18 protein-coding genes and 3 pseudogenes are annotated in these 24,147 nt (G+C 52.7%); 1 reads left to right on the forward strand and 20 read right to left on the reverse strand.

The window, feature by feature from the left end; all coding sequences use genetic code 11:
• Positions 1 to 102 precede the first annotated feature (102 nt).
• Positions 103 to 5,196: pseudogene (locus H8705_RS09750) on the reverse strand (SNF2-related protein); the annotation flags it as partial.
• Positions 5,197 to 6,026: 830 nt separating this feature from the next.
• Positions 6,027 to 6,383 carry a TnpV protein gene (locus tag H8705_RS09755; protein ID WP_242971753.1) on the reverse strand — a complete coding sequence of 119 codons (357 nt, stop codon included), beginning with the start codon at positions 6,381 to 6,383 and terminating at the stop codon, positions 6,027 to 6,029.
• Here H8705_RS09755 and H8705_RS09760 point away from each other — a divergent pair.
• Complete coding sequence (locus H8705_RS09760; protein ID WP_242971754.1) at positions 6,370 to 7,137, forward strand: hypothetical protein; 768 nt, start codon at positions 6,370 to 6,372, stop codon at positions 7,135 to 7,137. The genes H8705_RS09755 and H8705_RS09760 overlap by 14 nt on opposite strands.
• Before the next feature lie 95 nt (positions 7,138 to 7,232).
• Here the strand turns inward: H8705_RS09760 and H8705_RS09765 are convergent, their stop codons facing one another.
• From H8705_RS09765 to H8705_RS09850, 18 genes and pseudogenes are all read right to left on the reverse strand, one after another.
• Positions 7,233 to 7,448 (reverse strand): transposon-transfer assisting family protein, encoded by a 216-nt coding sequence (locus H8705_RS09765; RefSeq protein ID WP_062807348.1) that lies wholly within the window; start codon positions 7,446 to 7,448, stop codon positions 7,233 to 7,235.
• 1 nt (position 7,449) lies between these two features.
• The gene (locus H8705_RS09770; RefSeq protein WP_154520287.1) at positions 7,450 to 10,818 is read right to left on the reverse strand and encodes an LPD28 domain-containing protein; all 3,369 of its coding nucleotides are present in this window, start codon (positions 10,816 to 10,818) and stop codon (positions 7,450 to 7,452) included.
• Between the two features lie 6 nt (positions 10,819 to 10,824).
• A complete protein-coding gene (locus H8705_RS09775) occupies positions 10,825 to 11,103 on the reverse strand; it encodes a hypothetical protein (RefSeq protein ID WP_062807350.1) in 279 nt (92 codons plus the stop codon).
• Positions 11,100 to 13,199: a type IA DNA topoisomerase gene (locus H8705_RS09780; protein WP_205839275.1), complete on the reverse strand. Its 2,100-nt coding sequence runs from the start codon at positions 13,197 to 13,199 to the stop codon at positions 11,100 to 11,102. Before H8705_RS09780 ends, H8705_RS09775 begins: the two co-directional genes overlap by 4 nt.
• Positions 13,180 to 13,872 (reverse strand): hypothetical protein, encoded by a 693-nt coding sequence (locus tag H8705_RS09785; protein ID WP_062807352.1) that lies wholly within the window; start codon positions 13,870 to 13,872, stop codon positions 13,180 to 13,182. The genes H8705_RS09780 and H8705_RS09785 overlap by 20 nt, the downstream gene beginning before the upstream one ends.
• Positions 13,869 to 14,063 carry a hypothetical protein gene (locus H8705_RS09790; protein ID WP_062807353.1) on the reverse strand — a complete coding sequence of 65 codons (195 nt, stop codon included), beginning with the start codon at positions 14,061 to 14,063 and terminating at the stop codon, positions 13,869 to 13,871. The genes H8705_RS09785 and H8705_RS09790 overlap by 4 nt, the downstream gene beginning before the upstream one ends.
• Positions 14,060 to 14,815 (reverse strand): DUF4366 domain-containing protein, encoded by a 756-nt coding sequence (locus H8705_RS09795; RefSeq protein WP_154520289.1) that lies wholly within the window; start codon positions 14,813 to 14,815, stop codon positions 14,060 to 14,062. Before H8705_RS09795 ends, H8705_RS09790 begins: the two co-directional genes overlap by 4 nt.
• Positions 14,805 to 15,056 carry a DUF4315 family protein gene (locus H8705_RS09800; RefSeq protein WP_062807355.1) on the reverse strand — a complete coding sequence of 84 codons (252 nt, stop codon included), beginning with the start codon at positions 15,054 to 15,056 and terminating at the stop codon, positions 14,805 to 14,807. The genes H8705_RS09795 and H8705_RS09800 overlap by 11 nt, the downstream gene beginning before the upstream one ends.
• 29 nt (positions 15,057 to 15,085) lie before the next feature.
• A complete protein-coding gene (locus tag H8705_RS09805) occupies positions 15,086 to 16,822 on the reverse strand; it encodes a C40 family peptidase (RefSeq protein WP_062807356.1) in 1,737 nt (578 codons plus the stop codon).
• A complete protein-coding gene (locus tag H8705_RS09810) occupies positions 16,815 to 17,195 on the reverse strand; it encodes a DUF3851 domain-containing protein (protein ID WP_002571005.1) in 381 nt (126 codons plus the stop codon). Before H8705_RS09810 ends, H8705_RS09805 begins: the two co-directional genes overlap by 8 nt.
• Positions 17,195 to 19,597, reverse strand: coding sequence for a VirB4-like conjugal transfer ATPase, CD1110 family (locus tag H8705_RS09815; protein ID WP_262395598.1), 2,403 nt, complete (start codon positions 19,595 to 19,597; stop codon positions 17,195 to 17,197). Before H8705_RS09815 ends, H8705_RS09810 begins: the two co-directional genes overlap by 1 nt.
• On the reverse strand, positions 19,554 to 20,009 hold the full coding sequence (locus H8705_RS09820) for a PrgI family protein (RefSeq protein ID WP_062807357.1): 456 nt from the start codon (positions 20,007 to 20,009) through the stop codon (positions 19,554 to 19,556). The genes H8705_RS09815 and H8705_RS09820 overlap by 44 nt, the downstream gene beginning before the upstream one ends.
• 14 nt (positions 20,010 to 20,023) lie before the next feature.
• Positions 20,024 to 20,569, reverse strand: a complete 546-nt coding sequence (locus H8705_RS09825) for an MT-A70 family methyltransferase (RefSeq protein ID WP_062807358.1) — start codon at positions 20,567 to 20,569, stop codon at positions 20,024 to 20,026.
• A gap of 13 nt (positions 20,570 to 20,582) precedes the next feature.
• Positions 20,583 to 21,452 (reverse strand): VirB6/TrbL-like conjugal transfer protein, CD1112 family, encoded by an 870-nt coding sequence (locus tag H8705_RS09830; RefSeq protein ID WP_002592890.1) that lies wholly within the window; start codon positions 21,450 to 21,452, stop codon positions 20,583 to 20,585.
• A gap of 69 nt (positions 21,453 to 21,521) precedes the next feature.
• A complete protein-coding gene (locus H8705_RS09835; RefSeq protein WP_003525154.1) occupies positions 21,522 to 21,740 on the reverse strand; it encodes a Maff2 family mobile element protein in 219 nt (72 codons plus the stop codon).
• Positions 21,741 to 21,959: 219 nt separating this feature from the next.
• A pseudogene (locus H8705_RS09840) lies at positions 21,960 to 23,270 on the reverse strand (VirD4-like conjugal transfer protein, CD1115 family); the annotation flags it as partial.
• Positions 23,271 to 23,305: 35 nt separating this feature from the next.
• Complete coding sequence (locus H8705_RS09845; protein ID WP_087235179.1) at positions 23,306 to 23,497, reverse strand: transposon-encoded TnpW family protein; 192 nt, start codon at positions 23,495 to 23,497, stop codon at positions 23,306 to 23,308.
• A 107-nt stretch (positions 23,498 to 23,604) separates the two neighbouring features.
• Positions 23,605 to 24,147 (reverse strand): annotated as a pseudogene (locus H8705_RS09850) (AAA family ATPase); the annotation flags it as partial.

Below are 24,147 nucleotides of genomic sequence, written 5' to 3' on the forward strand. Positions count from 1 at the left end.
TTTTTCAAAGAATCAAAAAAATATTTTTTGAAATTCTGCAACCGACTTTGATAACCTATTTTCAATTTAGGAACGCATTATTTATCGTCCTACTAAAGTATAGCCCTCCGGTGCCAGCTCCAATGCTGTGACGGTCTCCCCAAATCGGGAAGCCCAGCAGTCGAAGTGGGTCATGTTCAGTTCTTGCAGGCGTTCATATTGAAGATAACGCTGCATGGTGTAAAGCTCGGTCATGGAGTTGCTGACCGGTGTACCGGTGGCAAAGATCACGCCACGGTTTCCGGTGATCTCATCCATATAGCGGCACTTGGCAAACATATCGGAGGATTTCTGCGCGTCCGATGTGGAAAGACCAGCCACATTCCGCATTTTTGTGTATAAAAACAGGTTCTTGTAGTTGTGGGCCTCGTCCACAAACAGCCGGTCCACACCCAGCTGCTCAAAAGTTACCACATCATCTTTTCGCCCCTCGGCTTGCAGCTTTTCCAGTCTGGCTTCCAGAGACTTTCTGGTACGCTCCAGCTGCTTGACGGTAAAACGCTCGCCGCCGCTGGCCTGCACCTCTGCGATACCCTCGGTGATCTCGTCGATCTGCTCATAGAGAAGCCGTTCCTGACGCTCCCGGCTGATGGGGATACGCTCAAACTGGCTGTGTCCCATGATGATGGCGTCGTAGTCACCGGTCGCAATACGGGCGCAGAACTTCTTGCGGTTATGGGTCTCAAAGTCCTTTTTGGTTGTGACTAAGATGTTGGCAGAAGGATAGAGGCGCAGAAACTCCGATGCCCACTGCTCAGTCAGGTGGTTGGGAACCACAAAGAGAGATTTCTGGCACAGTCCCAGGCGTTTGGCTTCCATCGCAGCGGCCACCATCTCAAAAGTTTTGCCTGCGCCTACTTCATGTGCCAACAGGGTATTTCCTCCATACAGCACATGGGCGATGGCGCTTTTCTGGTGTTCCCGCAGGGTAATGGCTGGGTTCATGCCGCCAAAAGTGATATGGCTTCCATCATACTCACGGGGACGGGTAGAGTTCATTTCTTCGTTGTACTGGCGCACCAAAGTCTGGCGGCGCTCCGGGTCTCTCCAGATCCAGTCCCTAAAGGCTTCCCGGATCGCCTGCTGTTTTTGAGCAGCCAGGGTGGTCTCCTTGGCGTTCAGCATGCGGCGCTCTTTTCCGTCTGCGTCCTCTATGGTGTCATAGATACGGACATCTCGCAGATTCAGGCTGTCCTCCAAAATCTTGTAGGCGTTGGCACGGCTGGTTCCGTAGGTGGTGTAGGCTGCCACATCGTTGTAAGATACAGAAGATTTCCCCTTGATCTGCCATTCAGCGGTAAAGGACGAATAGTTGACCTCGATACTGCGCTGGAGATAAAACGGGGTGTTGAAGGTCTCGTACATAAACTGCTGGATGTACTCTTTGTCGATCCAGGTAGCGCCCAGACGCACCTCGATCTCCGACGCATCCAGGTCTTTGGGCTGGGCGGCGGTAAGAGCTTCCACATTGACTGCATAAACCGGGTCCTGCTGTGCCGCCCGCTGCGCCTGACGCAGTTTGCGGCGTACATTGCCGGAAAGGTATTCATCAGCAGTCACATAATGGGGTGTGCCGTCTTTCTCCAACTGTCCCGGTACACGGAAGATTACGCCTTGCAGCTCTCCGGCCAGTTCTTCTTTTGTTTTTCCGGTAAGCTGGCTCATATAGCTCATATTCACGCAGGCTTTTTCCGAGATAGACACCGCCAGTGCTTCGCTTGCTGTATCCACCACAGCCACCGCCTGATGGGGCTTGATGGTCCGTTTGGTGAACATATCCGCCTTGCGTTCCAGCTTTCCGTCCTCGTCGATGACTTCCAGCGCACAGAGCAGGTAATAGGAAGAATCATCTGCATAGGCCAGTCGGTTTGCACGGTCATTGATAAGGCCATATTTTTCAGAAAAGCTGTCATACAGGCTGTTCAGTTCCGCCTGCTTTTGGGTAATGGTGCTGTCCGGAACCGCTGCATCCATCTGAAGGTCGATCAGTTCCTGCACACAATCACGCAGTCCCACAAGACCTTTTACGCGGGCTTCTGCGGTGGTGTTGAGATCCGGGCGCACCATGCGGCTGTTTTCCCGGTAGTACACCTGCCCGTCTACAATGGCATAGGAATAGTTCTTCACATTAGGATCGGCAGGAATGAAGGTGTCAATGGCTTCGCCTTCGCCCAGCTCCGGCAGCTCTGCCTCCTGATAAGTGCCATGAATGTACTTCACAGCATCATGCAGCTGGTCGGAAAGCTTCAGTCCCTCGATGGGGTTCACGGTGTAGTCCATACCATGTGCAGTGCTTACCGGCTCCTGTCTGCCCAGCACCATTTCCGGATGGTCGATAAAATACCGGTTGATGGTAAACCCGTCCTCCGTCTGTCCGGTCTGGGTCCATTCCGGCACGATGTCCAACGGGTGGTCCCGCTTTTGGAAGAAGATGATGTCCGATACCACCTCGGCACCGGCATTCTTTTTGAACGCGTCATTAGGCAGACGGATAGCTCCCAGCAGCTCAGCACGCTGGGCAAGATATCGGCGCACGGTGGAATCCTTGGCGTCCATGGTATATCGAGAGGTCACAAAAGCTACCACACCGCCGGGACGCACCTGGTCCAGTGCTTTGGCAAAAAAATAGTTATGAATACTGAAATTCAACTTGTTGTAGGCTTTGTCGTTGACCTGATACTGACCGAACGGCACATTGCCGATGGCAAGGTCAAAGAAGTCACGCCTGTCGGTGGTCTCAAAGCCGCCTACTGTGATGTCCGCCTTGGGATAGAGCTGCTTTGCGATGTGCCCGGAAACAGGGTCCAGCTCCACGCCGTACAGACGGCTGTTTCGCATTTTCTCCGGCAGCATACCAAAGAAATTGCCCACACCCATAGACGGCTCCAGAATATTTCCGGTCTCAAATCCCATACGGTCCACCGCTTCATAGATGGCCTGAATGACCGTAGGGCTGGTGTAATGGGCGTTGAGGGTAGAGCTTCTGGCGGCGGCATATTCCTCCGGGGTCAGCAGTTCTTTTAGCTGGGCATACTCTAAAGCCCATGCCGGTTTCTCCGGGTCAAACGCATCAGAGAGACCGCCCCAGCCCACGTATCGAGAAAGAACCTCCTGCTGTTCGGGGCTCGCCTGCTGTCCGGCAGCTTCCAGCTCTTTCAGCAAACGAATCGCATTGACATTTGCCTGGAACTTGGCTTTCGGACCGCCTTCGCCCAAATGCTCATCGGTAATGCGAAAGTTTTTTGCATTGCGGCGCAGGTTAGCCTTGTATTCCTCATAGGAGGCTTTCTCGGCAGCTTTGGCATTGGGGAAGGTCTGCCACTGGCCATTGACCTGAATGGAAACCGGGTGTTCGTCCAGCACTTCCTCAAAGGTTTTCTCCGGCTCAGTCACAGGGGCTGGTGGCTCCGGCTCCTCGATATGCAGTCGTTCCACCACCACATCATAAGGCAGATTGTTCTTATCGCCCGGATAGACGGCCATGGTCTCGGAATGGAAGGTTGGGGATTCGGTAGCCGGTTGGGGCTGTTCCTGTCCAAAACCGTCCTGCTGACGGGCATACATCCCGCGCAGCAAAGGCGCAACCTCATCCCAGCGGAAATACAGCATAGCCAGACGCTTTTCCTCTGCATCCATGACTTCCAGTTCTATGCCCTGTGCCGTGGTACGGTAATCGGCAATATCGCCGGTCTCCAGATTCAGTGTCTCGATCTCACCGGAATAGGCTCTGCTCAGCCAGTAGGCAATCTCGCTGTTGCTCCTGCCGGATTGCAGCAGCGTGGAAATCTTCTTTTTATCCGCTTCATCCATCAGTCCATGAGCCAATACATCCCGCAAGTCCTGATCTGCCTTGTCCGGGTCAGTAGGAAGAAACTCGGTATAGTAAGCATTGCGGCGGTCTGCCCGAAGCAGCTGCTCGAACTGTTCTTTGCGCTCTGCCCGGTAGATGGGATATACCATCCCGGTGGGCAGAAGCTGTACGGTGTCCTCACGCAGCTCGGTGATCTGATAGGCGTCATCCTCGATATACACGGTATCGCCCACGGCATAGACCAGGGCAGCAGGGTCATAGGATGTTCTTTGCGGAGTTGGGCGGCGAACTGCATCATATTCCTCATCGGAAATAGCAACTTCGGAAGTCTGCTCTGTCTCAGCAGCTGCGATCTGCTCTACATCCGACATCACCTGTTGGATAAACGGATCATTGTCCAGTTTTTCCGGGTCTGCCACCTGGCCGTTGACAATCCCTCTTTCCTCCAGAGCTTCCCGGATGGCGATTGGGTCGATGTCGTCAAAACGGTCCTGTTCTTCTTCGGTATAGAACCGGTCCTCCTGAATGAGCTGGGCAAGCCTGCGCTGTACCTTCGGCCAGGGCAGCTGCGTTTCCTCCGGGCTGCCGGCACGGACAACGAACAGGCTGTTGCTGTTACTGCCGCCGTATTCCTGAGCCAGCCATGCGGCGGTATCTTTTTCTCTTGCATGGTCTTTCATATAGCGGACAACAGCGTGTTTACTCTCGATATTGCCGTTCCATGCACAAAGGGCAGTATCAATATCTTCCTGAGAAAGAGGGCGCAGAAGCTCATGGAGCTTTGGATAGGTCTCGTCGATCACTTCCCGGTGCAGACGCTGGCGGAACTCCGGTATATCAGAATAAAGGCGGATCAGCTCCATATCCTTAGAACCAAGGACCGCACGGCGCACAGCAGCATTGCCCTCGATGACAGCATTTTCACGGTCAGAATGACCGCAGGCATTGCGGTATGCGGCATCCTCGGAAATAGCGGCAGTTACCACAGGCTTATACTGTTCAAACTGCTCCCGAAGGGTGGGCTTTGGAGTTTCTTCCTCCACCTCCGGCTGCTGGGCTTGGATGGCATCTTCTTCGGCCAGTTCCTTTTCAGCCTGGATTTTGTCATACTGCGCCTGTTCCTGTTCGGTAAGATAGCGGCCCTTCTGGACAAGAGAGGTAATGCGCTTGGCAACATTTTCCCAGTTCAAGTGAACATCCGGGCAGTCCTGCTTTTTATAGTGCAGCCCTTTCCCGTCATGATCTTCACCGCTGTGTGTTGCGCCGGACAGTGCATGAGAGCGTCCGCCAATGCCATACTCGTCTTTGAGGAATCTCACTTTTTCTTTGTCTGTGTGGTTTTCCATGAAGAAGGCATAGATACGACCTTTTCCTCCGGCAAAACTGCTGCCGCCGGTTATGGCGGCGTCAATCTCATCCTCGGTAATGAAGCGCTGAACGGTTGGCACTTGGGAAAGGTCTGAAGAAAAGGTCCTGCGTGGCAGGTCAAGGTCCTTCAGGTTCTCCCAGATCTCCCTTGGTCTATGGTAATGAAAACGCAACAGGTCACGGTCCTGCTGATAGGCAGTCCAGAAGGCAGCGTATTCTTCCTTGAGTGTCTGGCGGAAAGCCGGGTCACTCAGCTGCTCCGTCAGGCGGCGGGTCTCCTCCGGGAACCCATTTCCTTTGATCTCTGACAGGCAGGACAAATATCCGGCTTCTCTGGCTTCCTCGCTGAAATCGTGGTACAGATGCCAGAGCTTTTCTGAAAGGAGGGATCGTTCATAGCCTGCCGCTTCTGTAAGTTCTACATTGGAGGCAAACTGGCCGCTCTCCAAAAGCTCTCCGATACGCTCTGCGGCGCTCTCCCAGGAAATGACCTGGGCAGACCTGTCATAACGGACAGACTTCCCATGGGAAAGATGGATACCATCCTCGGCATACCATGCGCTCACACTGCCAAGGCCGTTGCCGCCGTGGTACAGCGTTTTCAGTATCTCGGCAATTTCTGCGGTGGTTTTCTGCTTTTCAAAGGCTGCAACCACACGCTCCCTCTGGCGGTCTGTATTGCCGCCCAAACGCAGCACATGGTCAATATCATTTTGGGCAAAAGAAAAAGCAGAGGATGTATGCGCTACATTCTCTGCTTCATCTATGGATTGGATCTGTTCCGCTTCGGAGAGGAACAGGTTTAGGGTCAGCTGTTGATAAGCTCCGCCATCAGGATTTCCTCGGCCTGGGCTTTGCAGGTGTTCATCAGCCCCACCCACTTCATGGGATTGCTGGCTTTCAGTTCCTCGGTGGCTTCCGCTTCCTTCGCCAGCTGGGGTATCATCTGCTCCAGTCTGTTCTGGGCGGTCTCGTCGATCTCCAGAAGGTGCGGGTACAGCTTCTCGCTCAGCAACATCTGGTTGTAGAGGATGGGACGGTGTTCCTTCAGATAGGTTTTCCTCATCCTTCCGTACTTGCCCAGGGGTTTCTCCGGCTGCTGGCTCAGCTTCAGGTCGGGAATCAGATAGTCTCCGTTCTGGATGTAGGTCATGGGATTGTTCATCTTGCTTGCTCCTTTCTTGGTTGGCTTCGCGCTCTGCATTTCGGACGGTAACGCCGATCTGCCGCAGCACCTGCTGGTTGATCTGGCTGACCGCTGTTCCCAGCGCCCCGATGGTGGACGGGGTGTTGAAATCAAAGATCGCCATGAAATCTTCGTGGTCGAAGTAGCGTTCCGGCTCCAGTCCGCAGCGGGACATCAAAGCATAAGTGATGCTGACGGTGGCGGCTGCCTTAAACTGCACTCCGATGTTATACTCATCATATTCCTCCAAAAAGGAACCGTCAACGATATAGAAAAAGTCCTGCTGATGCTCTGTCCAGTATTCCTCAGCCAGTTTTCCGGCTACCTCGGTGAGCTGTCCGGCAAGGTATTCACCGGAAACATCGTAGGTGCGCTCCAGCATGGCCTGCACCGAATCCAGATGGCGCTCCTCCAGCTGCCACAGCCAGGGAGTGCGGGAATGTTCACGGGTTCCGGTGTCGGAAATGTCAAAGACATAGCGCAGGCGCGGTCTGTCCCCGGAATCGTCCACCAGAGCGATCCCCTTGGAGCCGCGTCTTACATACCGGCCCATCTTTTCATTCCACAAATCGTACTCTGCACAGGCGGTGGCGTCCGGTCGCTGGGCGTAGATCATCAGCTGCTCATGGAACGGGTACTTGTAAAGACGGGAAGCAGTGGTGAGAAATCCCGCCCATTCCTGCCAGCTCCCCGTGAGCTGTGTTGCCACCTTGTCCGCCATCTGTGCATATAGTTCAGCTTTGGTTGGCATGGTGTTCTGTCCTCCTTTCGGTTTTGGGGTAAAAGGTGGGGTGGCAAATTGCCACCCCATCCCTGCGGTTATGGTGTTTACTGGTCAAAATCCGGGTACAGCTCCAGCTGGGCAAAGTCCTCATCGGTCATCGCACAGAGCTTCGTAAGGGTGCTGTCGGTCAGTTCCCTCAGTTCCGTTTCCTCCGGCGAAAGCTCGCCGCGCATCTCACGCAGGCTGTCGATCAATCCGGTGCGGCTGCCGGTATTGTAAATGCACATCAGGTTCATTTCCTCAAAAGTAAAGTTTCCCATATTAAATCTCCCTTTCCGCACTCTTTTTGGGTGCTGTCTTTTTGTGTTCTGCTTTGGGCTGGCTTTTCAGCTGATCCACAACGGATTTTTTCTTTTCCCGTTCCTCCCTATGAACGGCGTCAGCCAAGTCCATCAGGGAAATGGGCTGACCGCTTCGGGCCTGCTGTTCCAGCTCTGCCACCGTAGGCTCTTTTGTGCCATTGTTGATGATGCCGTCGATCATGCCGTAATCGTCCTCCACGGCCATCTCCGCATTTTTCAGCGGATTTTGCGGCAAGAATCCGGGTATCTGGGTAAAACCAACGCTGTCACAGTAATGACAGGATACCTTACCGTCCTGCTTGATCGCAACGATGTCGCTGACGCTCATGGAGGGGCTGTGATAGTCCACAGGTTTTTCCAGATTGAATTGCTGATAGAGTTTTTCCAGCTGCTCCGGCACAGTGCCAGACTCACTCAGCGGAGCGGTGTAGATTAGGTCATAATTGCTGCGGTCTATGGAAATGCCATGGGACTTTAACCAGTCCAGATTCATAAAGCGCACATTCTGCGGATCGTCACGGCTTACCTGATAGATGGCAAAGCAATCTCTGTTCTGGGAGAGAAATGCCTGTTCTCGTTCCTGCTGATGTTCCTGACGCTCCATGACCTTTTCGTGGAACTGAGGGCTTTTCTCCCATTCCTCACGATCCACGCCAAAAAGACCGCCATGATCCATGATTTCCTGCGGGTCAAACACCATGCTCTCCGTATTATCCTCATGCAGCACATAGACGGTCAAATCGGCGGCATCCAGTTCCAGCGCCCGTTCTCTGGTAACAGGAAGCATCCCATCATAGGAGTAGCCGTATTCCTGCATATCCGGTGTGGAGACCTGCTCATCGGGCATGGGGTATTCATCCAGTGCCTGCTCCTGTGCCTCCGGCAGCTGGGAAGAAGCGGCCATCTGACCGACCTCTGCCTGCATCTGCTGATAGGCAGCTTCCTGCAAGGTCTCAATCATGGACAACGGTGCGTATTTTACCGAGTCTCTGCCCAAATCGTTGTCATCACAAATCTGAAGAACTGCCTTCATGCGGGAAAGCTCCGGCATATCCATCTGACCGCCATCCATCTCTTTCATGGACGCAGCATCATAAAGGGTATAATCCCAGCCGCTGTCACAGGGCTGGATATGAAGATAGGTGGCATCGTCGATCAGAAACAAAGCCTCCTGCTGGTTGGCGTCCGCCCCCAGCACCTCCATTTCCGGTATGGCCGCCGCCAGTTCCTTTACCGCTTTCTGCACCAGCGGATTGTCACGGTAATAGTCGATTGCCTGGATGGTATCCAGGTCAATGGTCTGCCCGGTCAAAATCGGAAAAGGTCCTTCATAGTCGCTTCCGTCTTTCAGCTCAAAACCAATGCCCTTGATCCCGTTCATTCGCTCTGCCGGAATTTCCTGATAAATGCGGACCGCTTCCTCCAAAGACAGGTTATCGTGGTATTCTCCGAGGTTTGGAAACTCCATGCACTCTGCTACATAGTAGGTTAGATTGCCGGTCGGCTGCTCTATCGGGGCGGTTTCCGGCTCTGCCTTTGCATTGGGGTCAATTCCACGCTCTTTGCAGATTTCCTTATAGTGGCGCTCAATGTCAGAGATCAAAGTGCCGGAGGTCTTATTGATGGTCTCCAAACTGGCTCTCAGCTCTTTCAGTTCCTTGCCCCGACTCCAGCTTGCAATATAGCCGAAGCTGTTTTCTCCGGTCTCGATGCCAAAATACTTGCAGACTGCATAGGAGATGCTTTCAGCCTCCACTTCCTCCGTGTGGCGGTCTTTCCTCTGTTCTTGCAAAAACTGGGCGAGGGTAGAAAAGCCGCCAACAAAATTCAGCCCTTCTTCCTCGGTCAGCATCAGGCGTCCATCTTCCGCCAGCTCCAGCGGCTCTGTCAGCAGAACGGAACCTGCATGGTTTACAACCACTCGTTCTTCTACACAGACCGGCTCTCCGGGGTCGTAGTCAGAACCGCGCAGGTCATAGCAATAAACGCCCTCCGGCAAATCATCACGGGCAATCCGCCCGTTGGAGAACAGACCGGGTTTATCAAACATCTCGATCTCCTGATATTGCTCGTCATTGGCAATCTGAATCTTTTTCTGATTGTGGAGCTTGCTGTGGGCAATCTCGTGTACTGTGGCTGAAACCGTCTGCACCTCACTCATGCCCTGACGAATGGCGATTTTCTGATGATCGGCAGAAAAATAACCGTCCGTATCGGCGGCCATTGCTTCAAAAGTGATCGGCACCGGCACGCTGCGGCGCAGGGCCTCCATGAATGCCTCATAATTTGGTACATTGCCGGAAAGGGAGGAAGCAAGCTCCGGCAAAGGTTTCCCATCAGTCTGGCTCACATCAAAGACCTTGACCGGGCGGAACATGGGGATTTCGATTTCTTTTTCCTCTGTGATGATCTTTCCGTCTTTATCCAGAATCGGAGCCTTGGTATCCGGGTCCAGTTTCTGCTCCTCGATTTTCTTCTTGTACGGTGTGGGGGCGATGATGGTAATGCCATGCTCTCCCTTTTTAACATGACGTTCAAACTGGTCTTTCCACTTATTGTATCCGGCTACCAAAGTGGCGTCCGGCTTCTGCATATAGATGAGCATGGTGTTGTTTACCGAATAGCGGTGGAAGCGGGACATAACGGACAGATAGCGCATATACTTTTCACTCTCAAACAGTTCCTTGATGCCCTGCTCGATGCCGTCTGTGATTTCCCTTAGTCGTTCTCGGTTGGTGGGTTTGTTCTCAGCCATGATTTTCAATCTCCTTTCCAAGTGTGTGATTTCTGCTGTGTGTTCTGCAATCCATGCCTTTTGTTCTTCTTCACTTTCATAAAGAAAAAGATCCAGCAGGTACTCCACATAGGTTTTCTTATGGATTGCTTCCACAAAGCGGGGGTGCGGTTCTTCCTCCGGTGTCTGGGGAGAATTGTCGGCCTCCCATTTTTTCAGCAGATAGTAGTAATCGGACAGTATGCGATAACACCTCTGCCGGTCCTCCCGAAACTGCTGTGCCTCGGTTTTCTGCCGGACATACCTCCTGCGGGGAGGGGCCTGACTGTCATAGATCAGGCCAAAGTCCTGTGCCAGTTTCTCCGCCGCTTCTTTTGGGGAGAGGTCAAAGAGTTTTGCGGTAAAGTCGATCACATCCCCATCTGCACCGCATCCAAAGCAGTGGTAACGCTGGTCTACCTTCATACTGGGGTTCTTATCATCGTGAAATGGACAGCAGGCCATGCCAGTTCGACTGACTTTTATCCCGTAAAACTCTGCCGCTTCTCTGGTGCTGACCGACTGCTTGACTGCTTCAAATACATTCTCTGCCATGTGCCTTTAACTGCCGGCCTTTCTCACAGGGGGCTGGTATCCGGCAGCTTTCGCACGCTCACTGGCAGCTTTGCGGCGTTCTGCGCTGTATGGCTCCCTGACTGATACACACCGCTTGGGGACGGTAAAGTTATGGGCATCCTTTCGGGTAATCTGGTCGGGGTGCTTTTTTGCCAGCAGTTCCAGCTTCTCCATCAGACGGGGATCATGGGTGTAGACCTCAGCCATTGGTTCTGCCTGGTTATAGAGGAGAATGGTTTCTCGTTCCGCTAAAGAGAGCTTCATCGGCTGCCTCCTTTCCGCTGGTCAAATTCCAGCTTGAAGTTAGCGTACTGTCCATCATCCTCCAAAACCACAGCGGCATCGTAGGTCTTTCCGGTTTTCTCCGAATATAGGCCCGTTACACGGACACGGCCATCTTTCAGCAGTGCAGACACCACAGCCTTGGTGGGCTGTTTTTTCTTGGCAGCCCACCATTTGTTATTTTTCCAGATTGCAAATTTGCAAGAATCATTCTGACAGAAGAAGCCTTTTTGCAATTCTGCAACTTCACCGCCGCAGCGGGGGCATTTGCCCACCACCTCACGGGGCGGAGTGAACAGGTACTCGGTTCCCTTGATGACCTGATAAGTTCCCACCAGATCTTTCAGCATGGTGCTGATCCCGTCCAGAAACTCCTCCGGGGCAAGCTGCCCGCGCTCGATCTCTCCCAGGCGGTACTCCCACTCGGCAGTCAGAAGCGGCGATTGCAGCTGTTCCGGCAAGACTGTTATCAGGGAGACTGCATCGTGGGAAGGGAGAAGCTGCACCGTTTTCCTGCTCTTTTTTCGTTCCAGAAAACCGGCAGATACCAGCTTTTCCAAAATACCGGCACGAGTGGCCGGTGTCCCCAGACCTTTTCGTTCGGCATCCTCCGGCATATCCTCTTTTCCGGCAGTCTCCATCGCGGACAATAGGGTGTCCTCCGTAAAGTGCTGAGGCGGACTGCTTTTGCCTTCTTTGACGATTGCCGCAGAAACCGAAAGGGTCTGTCCTTCGGTCAGCTCCGGCAGGGCTTTCTCTGCACCCTCTTTTTTCGGCTCTGCATCCTTCATTTTGGCACGGTAAGCGTCCTCCAGCGCTTTCCATCCGGGGTGCTTCACTGTTTTTCCTTTGGCGGTAAACTCCCCACCGGCACACGCTGCAATCACAACGGTTTCCGAATAGATATGGGGCTGGGCTACGGCACACAGCAGACGCAGGGCCACCAGCTCCAGCACCGCTTTTTCTCCCGCAGGAAGGGCAGAAAGGTCTGCATCCTTGAGATTTCTGGTAGGGATTACTGCGTGGTGGTCGGTTACTTTCTTATCGTTGATGACTGTCTGCGGATCACAGGTAATGGCGATCCCTTTGCGAAACGGCATAGCATTGGCAACCAGATTGACCAGCACCGGCAGGCTGTCTGCCATATCACCGGTCAGATAGCGGCTGTCAGTACGGGGATAGGTGCAGAGCTTCTTTTCATACAGGCTTTGCAGATAGTCCAGGGTCTGCTGAGCTGTAAATCCAAGCAGGCGGTTGGCATCTCTTTGCAGAGTAGTCAGGTCATAGAGGGCAGGCGGCTTTTCGGACTTTTCCTTGCACTCCACCTTTTTGATTGTGACAGCTGCACCCTGACAGGCTTCTTTCAGCTGCTCTGCGCTTGCTCGGTCACTCATGCGCTCCCCGGATACGGTAAGACCGGGCAGCTCCAGCGCCACGGTATAAAAGGGAACCGGCTTAAAGGTGTCGATCTCAGCTTCTCGCTGGACAATGAGCGCCAGCGTTGGGGACATCACGCGCCCGATATTGAGGGTGCGGTGGTACAGCACGGAAAACAGCCTTGTGGCATTGATTCCCACCAGCCAGTCGGCCTTAGCGCGGCAAAGAGCAGCATCCCGAAGCCCGTCATAGTCCGCACCGGGGCGCAGGTTTGCAAAGCCCTCCCTTATGGCGGAGTCCTCCATCGAAGAAATCCAGAGCCTTTTCATCGGCTTTTGGCAGCCTGCCAGCTCATAGACACTTCGGAAGATCAGCTCGCCCTCGCGTCCGGCATCACAGGCATTTACCACCTCCGTCACATCCGGGGCGTTCATCAGCTTTTTGAGAATATCAAACTGCTTTTTCTTATCCTTTCCCACCACCATCTGCCAATGCTCCGGCAGAATAGGCAGGTCATCATATCGCCACTTTGCGTACTTGGGGTCATAGCTGTCTGCGTCCGCAAGACCGGCCAGATGGCCCACACACCAGCTGACACGCCAGCCACCGCCTTCCAGATACCCGTCCTTACGGGCAGTTGCACCGATCACCGCCGCCAAACTCTGGGCAACTGATGGTTTTTCAGCAATCACCAGCTTCATATTCTTCAACCTCCCATTCTTCCCGCACAGGCGTGTGCAGTTTTTTCTCAATGCTGTTTTCCTCATCCAGAAGCAGGTTATAACCAAACCGGTAGTCATAGCGGTACAGTTTCCCCAGCAGGTCATTGATGATGATGCGGCAAGCCAAAATGACACGAGTTTTATCCACCTGCATCAGCTGGTAGCGTTGATAATTGCTGTAATATTCTTCATGGCGGTGGGTATTGCGGACAGCATCTTCAAGCAAACTTTCTACTGCATCCTGACAACCATCCTCTTTTTCACCCTCCATACAGTTCAGAAGTTCCATTACCATAGGAAAGCTCTGTTCATCCATAGGAGCTTCTGCTGCAAGAAAACCGATCAGGGCAGATAAGAGCAGACGGGCTGCTGCCTGTTCCTGGTCCGTCAAAACAGCCATCGTTTTCTCCGCATTTGGCAGAATCTTATCTTCCACAAAATCTGCCGCGTCACCGGAATAAAGCTGACGGACAGAATCTATGGATAATGAAACCATCACGGCATCCTGAGAAAAGTCAAAGGAATCTTCCTGTTTTGCTTTTCTCCGAAGTTTGTTTAACATGGTAGAAAGAATGTCTCCGCCAAAATACACGGCGATCACCAGCAGGTCAAAAACAACAATCAGCTTGATAAATATAATCAGAACACTCATTTTTTTCGTTTCCTTTCTTTGAGCCATCGTTCCATTTCCCGGTGGCAGACGCCTACGCAGGGACTTCCATAATTCCCGCAGCCATAACAGGGGTGGCTTGGGGGTAAAGAAGGAGGACGGGAAGTTTTCTTCCCGCCCTCCGGCCTGCGTGTCATCATGCGTTCATAGGGACTGTCTGTGAAACGGGTCATTTCATGCTGTCCTCGTCATCATTTTCTGCGCTGCCCCCGTCAGCGTCAGGCTCGTCCGACTCCTCATCCTCGGTTTCCCATTCCTCGGAATCTTCCTCGCCATAATCATAATCGTCCAGACTGTCATTGCCCTTGGTCTTAGGCTTGTTCTTAACGAGCTTCAAGTAGGCAAATACACCACCTCCACCAAGCAGAGCCAGCAGCAGGATCAGCGCAGCCGGGTTCAGTCCGGCAGGCTTCTCTTTTTCTGGCTTCGGTGTTTCTGCCGGAGGTTCCGGTGCTTTTCCCGTACATTTACTCTTATCCGTTACACAGACCGGACAGGCCGTATTGACTGCCCCTGCTTCACATTTCTTCGTGCAGCTGCACACCGCAGGCGGCTCCTCTTTGGCATTTCCATCTTCCATCAGCGCCATCAGGTCCGCTTCATCCACCTGGTTCAGAAAGTGAACAGCAGTCTTTTTATCCTCATTGGCCCTGTCGATCAGGATATAAAAATAGTTGCCTGCCTTGGTGGTAACGGTAATGAGCTGCTTGTTGCCACCAAAATCATCCACCAGAGCAGCATTGCCATCCGGGGTCAGCGGAGGTGCTTTTTCGGGTTCTTCCACCACCACATTGCTGTCATTAGTGGTATCCTCTGCCGGGGGCGGCGCTGCGCCCTGGGCAAAAGCGTGAACGGTAAAGCCCGATGCCAGAACCAGCGTCAGGCAAAGGGCGGAAAGTGTTCGGAGCAATCGTTTATTCCTCATAGCTGTTTTCCTCCTGTTCGTTGTTGTCATCCACCATACTGCCGGGAACTATGCCTCCGGACAGCATGGCGCTTAGCTGAGCCGGGGTCATACGCAGTGCGCGCACCATCTGGACGATCTCCAGATTTTCCGCCTCGGTTTTCTGTGCCTCCAGCACCTTGAGCTTTTCCTGATATTCCGCAATCTTCTCGCGGACCTTGGTAATCTCCTGGTCAATGCGTTCAATTTTGTTCTTTGCCATCGTCTATCACTCCTTCTAAAAAATCTCTGTTACCAGTTCATCAGACCGTAGCCCTTAATGCTTTGATAATTCAGGTCATAACTTTTGATCTTGCAGGCATCGCCGGAATTTCCCTCCACGGTATAAACACGGCTGCCATCGGTGCCGATGACGATTCCCACATGGTCAGCAGTACCGTCCAGATCCCAATCGAAGAAAATGGCATCGCCGGGAGCGATGTTTTCATATCCTCTTGCGCCCCATTGTCCATGAGACTGGAACCACGGAACACCCTGCCACTCACAGCCTGCAAAGCGCGGCTCACTTTTTCCTGCCTGGTTATAGCACCAGGATACAAAGCAGGCACACCATTCCACGCGGCTGTCAAAGCCATACCAGCTCCAGTAGGGATAACCGCCCACATTGCCCACCTGACTTTTCGCCAGTTCCACCAGCTGCGGATTGCCGGGGCGGGTGCCGTTAATGAACTGCACACCGGACAGATCTTCAGAGCCGCTGGTATCAGGGGAACCGCCGCCAAACAACAGCGGCTTATTGCCCATGGTCTGTCGGTAGACCTGATACATTTCCATCTGCTCCGGGGTCAATAGCTCCGACGCCACAGCGGAAATGGGCTTGCTGGTGAGTTTCACATTCAGAATGTAATACTCATAGGGGACTTCTTCTGAGGTGGTCTCGCCGGTCTCCGGATCGGTGGAGGTCTCCGTGCGGTAGCGGATTTCCACTTCCTCGGTAAGCGTCAGCTGATACTGTGCTGCAAACACACGCGCCAGCTCTGCCTGGGCGCTTTGCCGGGTATAGCCCTGCAAGACAGCAGAGAGAAATGCCGCCAGCTCATGAGGGTCATGGCCGATCATGCCAAGGTCATAGCGATACTCGTCATACCCTGGATGGCTGCTTTCGATGTTGTCAATTTCCTCCTGCAACTGGGCTTCTCTGGCTGCATAATCTGCTTCCACTGCCAGCATTTCCGGGTCATCCGACGGATAGGTGGTGCCGGAGAGAACGGAACCGATGCTCTGCGCCATCATGGAACAAGAGGACATGGTATTCATCAGCATACAGGCGATGAGGAACAAAACCCCTGCGATCAGGAAGCCTTTCTTGTGGCGCATAACGAATGCCCCTGCCTGCTGTGCCTTTTCTTTTACCGTCCTTGCGGCTTTTCCGGTTTTGGACGCAGCCTGGGCGGTGTTTCCGGCAGTCTGACCAGTGCGCTTGGCGGCAGCATACTGCTTTTTGATGGCCTGCTTTTGCTGCCACCGGGAAAGAGGATTGCTGGAAAACTGAGGATTTTCCTGCAAGGATTTCTGGTACAGGACATTTACATTTGCCTTTTCCAGTTGGCGCTCTGCCTGGGCTGCTTTGCGGTAGGGCTTCAGCTTGTGGCTGCGGTAGCCCTCCCGCACCAGATAAACGCCGGTCTCCACCGCCTCCTCGGACTTGTGGGCGCTTTCCACGCCCACATTGTCCTGTTCTGTTTCCCGGATTTCTTTGTGGAGCTTGCCCGCGACCAGATGGACAGGAGCTTCCTTGACCCCTTGAGAAACTTTGGAGGGTGGCTTTTTCTTGTCCTCAAAGGTCAGCTTCGAGGCCTTTTTTCCGGTATCCGGGTCAATGACCGTCTGCCTGACCTTTTTCTTTGGGATATTGGCCTGCGCCTTATCTGCTCTGGCCGCAGCTTTCTCCGCTTTACGGATTGGCTTTTCCAGTGCTGGGTCAGACCGTTCCTCATCAGTAAAGCGCAGGCGCGGTTCCTTATTCAAACCATTCTCCCAGCATGAGGGAGGACATCATGTAGTGCAGCTCTGCATAAATGGCCATCCCCACAGGATCGTTGAACATACAGCCGGACAGGTAGGCATAAAACTGTGCCACCACATCGGACAGGATCTTCGCTTCGGTTCCTTCCAGAACCAGACCGCCCATGCCTTCCTTAGCACGGATGGCGCTCCAGACCTCTGCCAGACGGAGAAGCCCCACCTGACCGGTCTCATTCAGTTCTGCTGCCTGATCTGCCGCCGTGCGGCACTCACTTACCGCATCGGCCATGACCGTAAGCAGCTGGCTGCGCTGGGCATTTACCGCCCTGTCAAAAAACATCAGCGGGTTTTGATTCAAAATGTTGGGGTTCATCATCATTCATCCTCCTTCTTTTTCAGTTCCTGGGGTTTGGTGGTCATAATGCGGTAAAGCTCGGTATTCTTCGGGAAGTGATCCACAAACGGCAAGATCGTGGAGCCATAGAACAGCAGACCCTCGCCCTCACCGGAGTGGGTCACATAGCTAAGCTGATGCGTGGAAATGCCCAGCTGCTTGGCGAGAATCTGTCGGTCTCCGCCTGCCTGGTTGAGCATATACACGAAGTCGGAGTTTTCAAATATGTTCTCCACTTCACGGCTGGAAAGCAGGTCTTTGACATTCTGCGTGATGCCGGTGGGGATTCCGCCCCATTTTCTGAATCGCTTCCAAATTTCTACTGTGTAGGCAGCGGTTTGCTCCTCCTTCAAAAGCAGGTGCATCTCGTCGATATAGTAGCGGGTGGACTTGTGGGCAGCGCGGTTAATGGTAACGCGGTTCCACACCTGATCCTGGACCACCAACATACCGATTTTCTTGAGCTGCTTGCCCAGCTCCTTGATGTCATAGCAGACAATGCGGTTATTGATGTCCACATTGCTCTGGTGGTTGAACACATTGAGGGAGCCGGTTACATAGATTTCAAGGGCCGTGGCAATATACTGGGCTTCCTTTTCCTCCTGTGAACGGAGCAGGTTATATAGGTCCTCCAGTATGGGCATATTCTCCGGGCGCGGGTCATTGAGGTAGGTCTGATAGACCAGACGCACACAACGGTCGATGATGGTTTTCTGCACCGGCTGCAATCCGTCCTTACCGCCCACGATCAGCTCACACAAGCTGAGGATAAAGTCAGACTTGAGGGACAGCGGGCTTTCATCATCCGAATAGTCCAGGTTCAGATCCATCGGATTGATGTAGTTGGTTGAGGTAGGCGAGATCTTGATGACCTGCCCATGCAGACGCTCCACCAGAGGTGCGTACTCCGCTTCCGGGTCACAGATGATGACATCATCATTGGTAAGCAAAAAGCAGTTGGCAATCTCACGCTTGGCGCTGAAGGACTTACCGGAACCCGGCGTACCCAAAATCAAGCCGTTGGGGTTTTTCAGCAGCTTTCTGTCTACCATGATGAGGTTGTTGGACAGGGCGTTGATGCCGTAGTACAGCGCCTCTTTGCCGTTCTGGAATAATTCCTGTGTGGTGAACGGTACAAAGATAGCCGTAGAACTGGTGGTCAGCCCTCGCTGGATCTCGATCTGATTGAGTCCCAGAGGCAGACAGCTCATCAGCCCTTCTTCCTGCTGAAAGTCCAGTCTGGTCAGCTGGCAGTTATACTTCTGGGCAATGGAACCTGCCTGAAAGATGTTGTTACCCAGCTGACGGGGATTGTCCGCTGTGTTCAGCACCAAAAAGGAGACCAGGAACATTCTCTCGTTTCGGCTCTGCAAATCCTGCAACAGCTTTTTCGCCTCGCTACCGTAGGTGGCAAGGTCAGAGGGAATGATATCCATGTCGTACCCTGCGCGGACTGCTTTTTTCTGTTCCTCGATCTTACTGCGGTCCAGGTCGGTAATCTTGCGCTTTACCGTCTTAATGGCTTTCACCTGATCCACCGACTGAATGTGCATACTCACAATGAGCGAGCTTTCCATATCCAGAAAATCAGCCAACAGACGGTCATTCAGCTCCGGTGCAAGGATCTGCAAAAAAGAAACAGCCCCGTATTTCTTGCCCATACGGAACTGCTTGCCGGTGCGGAACTCAAAGGAGCTTGGTGCAATAAAATCTTTCGTGGACAGACCGGAAGGAGCCAGCCAGTCCCATTCAAACTGAAACGGGAGCTGTTCATCCATGTGGAATACCGCATGAAGTTGGGAAAGCCTTTCCTTACCGTCCAGTGTTCTGGCGGCTACACCAAGACGCTTGAAGTTATTGAGTATATCGGTCTCAATACGCTCCAGGCGGGGCTTGGCGGCTTTGATACTGTCCGCGTCGATACCAAAAGTCAGGTATTTGGTCTTGATAAGACCGTTGTTTCCTCTGGCCAGCTGATTTTGCAGCATCGTGGTGTATTCCTCACGGATACTGTCAAAGGCATCCCCCTGGGGAGGGATGGAAATGGAGTTTGCAAAGGTCTCCTCCGATGCCGCAAGGTTCAAAAAAGACAGCTGGAAGTGAATCGAGCTGTCGAAATAATTGAGGAAATCACACCAGCCCTCAAAGATCGCGGTCTTATCTTCATTTTGGGAGAGCTGATAGTTGATGTCCTGAAACTGAATGGTCTTTGTGTAGTGGCTGTCCGATACACGGCAGATCCCGTCCGGCCACATCCGTTCATAGGGGATACTGTCCTGTGCTGATTTTCCTTTTTTGTCCGTGCGGTTGGCGCGGGCAATGGCCGCTTCGATCTGCTTCTTATCGGCGCGGGACAGCTTTTTCTTTATCTTTACCGGCTGCACGGTCTTTTCTTCCGGTTTTCCCAGCAGACGGCGCAGCCAGCTTTTCATTGCGGTGAACAATGTCATACACCTCCTTATCGAGCATTTCCTGCCGCTTTAATACGGCATAAAAGTTATTGGTCTGGTAGGGACGCTGCTTGGGACGGATCATAGCTACTTTGAGAATGTTGCCGACGATCTTTTCCAGGGGCTGTCCATGCTTTTCATACATTGCCAGCAGGAAGAAGGGCATCATGACCAGCATCATACACATGGCGGCCATGCTGTTTCCCGCAGGCTCACGGAGCAAAAAGAACAGCGGTACGCCTACAAGCGCCCCGGCGGTAAAGCAGACCAGCTGCCTTCGGGTCAGATTGAACATGACCTTGGTTTTGACTTTGGTTAAATCTTTGGGTACGGGTACATAAGCCATATTATCCACCTCCTTTATGGGAATGAAATAGAGCTGTCCACCTCATTGCCCCACACATCCCAACCGGGTGTGGATTGACGAGCAAACAGTTCAATGCGTGGGAGATCACCCATCAATGAGACAATGCGTTCTCTGGCTTCCTGCGGTTTTTTTGAATGTTCTTCAATGTGAGAGACAATAACCTGATGAACAGCTGCGTTCACTCGCTTGGGATGCCCTTTCGTTGCGAGGATACAAAGCTCCACATTGGAGCGCGTCCAATATCCCATACCCCAAAATAGACTATCAGACTTTTTATTCTGCTTTACCCAGACAAATCCGATTGTCTTATAGGTAAATCCCCATGCTCTCAGAACAGAAAGCCCTTCCAGTAAACATGGAATCGTGACCCATAAGAACAAAGCACAATCTTTATCTGCCAGGTCACCTACCGGCAGCGCACAAATATCCTCAATACACATAGTCGGATAGTGACTTTCTGCACTGCGTCCCAATCCTTTCTTGGAATATACTTTGTAACTCCATGGCGGATCTGCATAAATGATTTGATATTTTTTCATACAGAACCCTCCTTTAATGCGCCTGAAAGACTGATTTTGCGAGGCTGCCGGTTTTGAACAGCGTAAAGCACAGCAGTACGGTGTAGCCCACGCAGCTCCAGATTGCCATGATGATGTCATCTTCCAAAGCGATGTTCTGCACCAGCACAGCATAAATTGCCACGCAGACGATGATGAGAAACGCCTGAAAGCCCAGCGCCAGCAGGGAGCGGAGGTAGTTCTGTCCCATACCGCCCCATTCCTTGCCCATCATGGCAGCCATTGGAACGGGAGCCACCGAAGTCACAAGGTAAATCTCGATCATACGGCCATAAATGACGATAAAGATACAGATATACAGCGCCCACATGGTAATGCCGATAAAGAGGGATTGGAACCACAGCCCGAACAGCGGTCCCAGATCCATTTCCATAAGTCTCGGTTCCAAATCGGTCATAACTGAGGAAATGTCAATGGACGCATCCGAACCAATGATCCCTGCCGCCTGTGCCACCACGCTCTGCGCCATATCAAAGACGCCCATCACAATATTCCATGTGTTTGTGACAATGAGGATGGCGGCGGCTGATTTGAACACCCACTTAAAAATCATCCAGGTGTCCACATCATGCAGGTTGTTCTTGTCTGCGATCATCTGGATCAGGTCTACGGTCATCACGATAGCCAGGATTACGCCTGCAATCGGCACCATGATGGAGTTTGACAGATTCTCAATCATACTGAAAATACTGCCATTCCATCCCTGTGGGGTCTGTCCTACCTGTACGGATATATCCGCGACCTGTTGGTTTACGCTGTCAAACATCCCCGAAAGGTTGCTCATAATACCGCCCACCAGCATTTCTTTCAGCCAATTTGTCAGGGCTTCAAGTAAGAAATCCATACGGTGTCAACCTCCTTTCCGCCGCCCCCGCAAAGCTGCGGGAGCGGCAAGGATTTCATGCAGGGACGCTTAGACAGAGAACAGCCCGGAGAGCAGAGGTACAAGGACCATGCCGACCACGGCTACACCAGCGCCGGCCATGAGCTGCTTCATGCCCTGGGACTTTGCACCAGGGTTGTCGTTGCCGTAACCTTCCAGCAGGTTGATAACGCCCCAGATACCGAGACCGGCACCGAGCGCGATAACGAGGGTCTGAAGAACGGTGATTGCCTGTTCAAAAAATGCCATATAGTTTGTTAGCCGGAATCTGATTAAAAAATAGGTTTGTCATGTTTCATAGGCATACAAAAGCCGGAACAATCTGCCGCCCGGTTTCCGGGGGCATGATTCCGGCTGTCCTCCTTTTTCATTATTTTTTCTTGCGATTGTCCGCTTTGTACGCCAATGGCCCAAAAAGGGCGGTTGAGGCGGGTAGATACGATCACTCCTTTCAAAAGCGGAACAGATTTAAGCGCCCTTTGTGTCTACTTCATATACATCGCAGACCTCATTGGGCTTGAGTTTCAACCTTGCGGACAGGAACGCTTCAATGTCAAAAGCGTTCTTTTCGTCTGCGTCGGCTGTGTATTTGAAATTGGGGTGCTTGGTGATGTCGTACTTATCCGAAAGGAAAGGACGCACACCGCGCAGTTGGAGGATACACTTGCCGCCATCCATAACAGCAAGCTCATCCTGGCTCATCAGCTCTTTCCCCAATTTTTGATAGTTGAGAGAGTGGGAAGTTTCACGCCCACGGCTCTCTCCGGTGTTGTAGGTGTCGATGGTTTCCTTGCCCAGCACGGCAGCCAGCTCCTTGAGGGTGGTTGGCTCCTTACCGCCCAGGAAGATGGAAGTATCCATGTTGCCGATGATGGTATCTGCGTTATCCTTATAGATTGCCTTGAGCTGACTCTGCGCCTGCAACACCAGACAGGCGGAGATCTCACGGCTTCGGATGGTTGCTACCAGCTTTTCCAGCTTGGGGATCTGGCCGATGTTGGCGCACTCGTCAATGAGACAGCGCACATGGACCGGGAGCCTGCCGCCATACACATCGTCGGCTTTTTCACAGAGCAGGTTGAAAAGTTGGGTATAACACATGGATATAAGGAAATTAAAGCTGTCATCAGTGTCACTCATGATGAGGAACAGGGCAGTTTTCCTGTCTCCCAGAGTGTCCAGCTCCAGCTCATCATAAGCCGTGACCTCACGCAGCTCTGCAATGTCGAACACGGCAAGACGCGCACCACAGGAAATCAGGATCGACTTGGCTGTTTTTCCGGCGGCCAGCTTATATTTCTTATACTGCCGGACGGCAAAGTGGCGAGGATCACGGGATTCCAGCTCATCGAACATCAAGTCAACGGCGTTTTTGTATTCCTCGTCATCCTCCCGAACTTCCATACTGTTTATCATCTCGATAAGGGTGGAAAAGTTCTGCTCCTCCACCGGAGCTTCATAGTGGATATACCCAATCAACGCGCAGTACAGCAAGGTTTCTGCCTTGACCCAGAAATCGTCTCCGGCTTTGCCTTCGCCTTTGGTATTGGCGATCAGCGTCGTGACCAGCTTCAGGATGTCCTTTTCGGAGTGGATGTAGGCAAAGGGGTTATAGTGCATGGACTTCTTGAAGTTGATGGTATTGAGGACCTTGATGCGGTAAGGCTCATAAATGACCTTGCCGTGCTTATCCTTCATGGGCTTTCCGTCCTTCCTCAGCTTGGGTGCGCCCCTTTGGAGCATTTTTCCGCACTCCACCAGGATGGTGCCCTTCGGGTTTTGTCAATAAGGAACAAGAAAAAAGTATCTTGCTTTTAAGCGGTTTCATCGCCGCTGTCGTTCTTGATAAGGCGCACAACCTTGTCCGTAAAGGTTTCCCGGCTGGTTTCGCTGAAATGGATATGAATGTCAAAGGTCGTGCCGCCGATGTTCTTCACAAGGTCGGGTTTGGCGGTCAGAGGGGAAGCGGCTGCGGGGGTGCTGGTCTTGCTGGTTTCATTGTTCATAGGCTCTCCTTTCAAAGATAAAGCCCCATGTGGTCGGCACATGAGGCGGTCATATCGGGTAAGGGTGCAAGGGTGCAACAATGCAAAGGTATCTGCGGATTGCATTCTTACTTTGCACTCTTGGCTTCGTTCCTGCGGTAGTACCATTGATTTCCCCGGCGTATGACTTCTATCCGGGTATCAAGATTGCGGCGGGCATTTTTAACTGTTCTCTCGGATATTCCGGCTTCGGCTGCGGCCTTTACAATGTCCTCGCTGGCAAGCTCTTTCCCGTCTGCAAGCAGGTCAAGTATCAGCTTCTCGGCCTGTTCGGTCTTGGTGGCGGTGTTCCCGCCCGCGCCGGACAGCAGCTCGTCGGCGGTTATATCGTATTCGCCTATCCATGAAAAGCCTGTTTCCGGGTCAAGGCAAAAAGCAATGGGCTTGCCCTCCGGCGCAAGGGAAGATTTATCATGGACGATAACGCGCACATTCGGCTCCCGCTTCACGCGCCCAATCAGCAGGACGCTCCTTGCTGCGGCGCGGAAGTCAATAGAACCTAAGCCCCGGTATGCGCTCTGCCCTCCGGCAGCTTTGTTCAAGTGTCCGATAAGGATAACGGCGCACCCGGTACGCTCTGCAACATCGGCAAGGCGGCGGAACATGGGGCG

The organism is Youxingia wuxianensis, from assembly GCF_014385085.1.
Classification (GTDB): domain Bacteria; phylum Bacillota; class Clostridia; order Oscillospirales; family Ruminococcaceae; genus Youxingia; species Youxingia wuxianensis.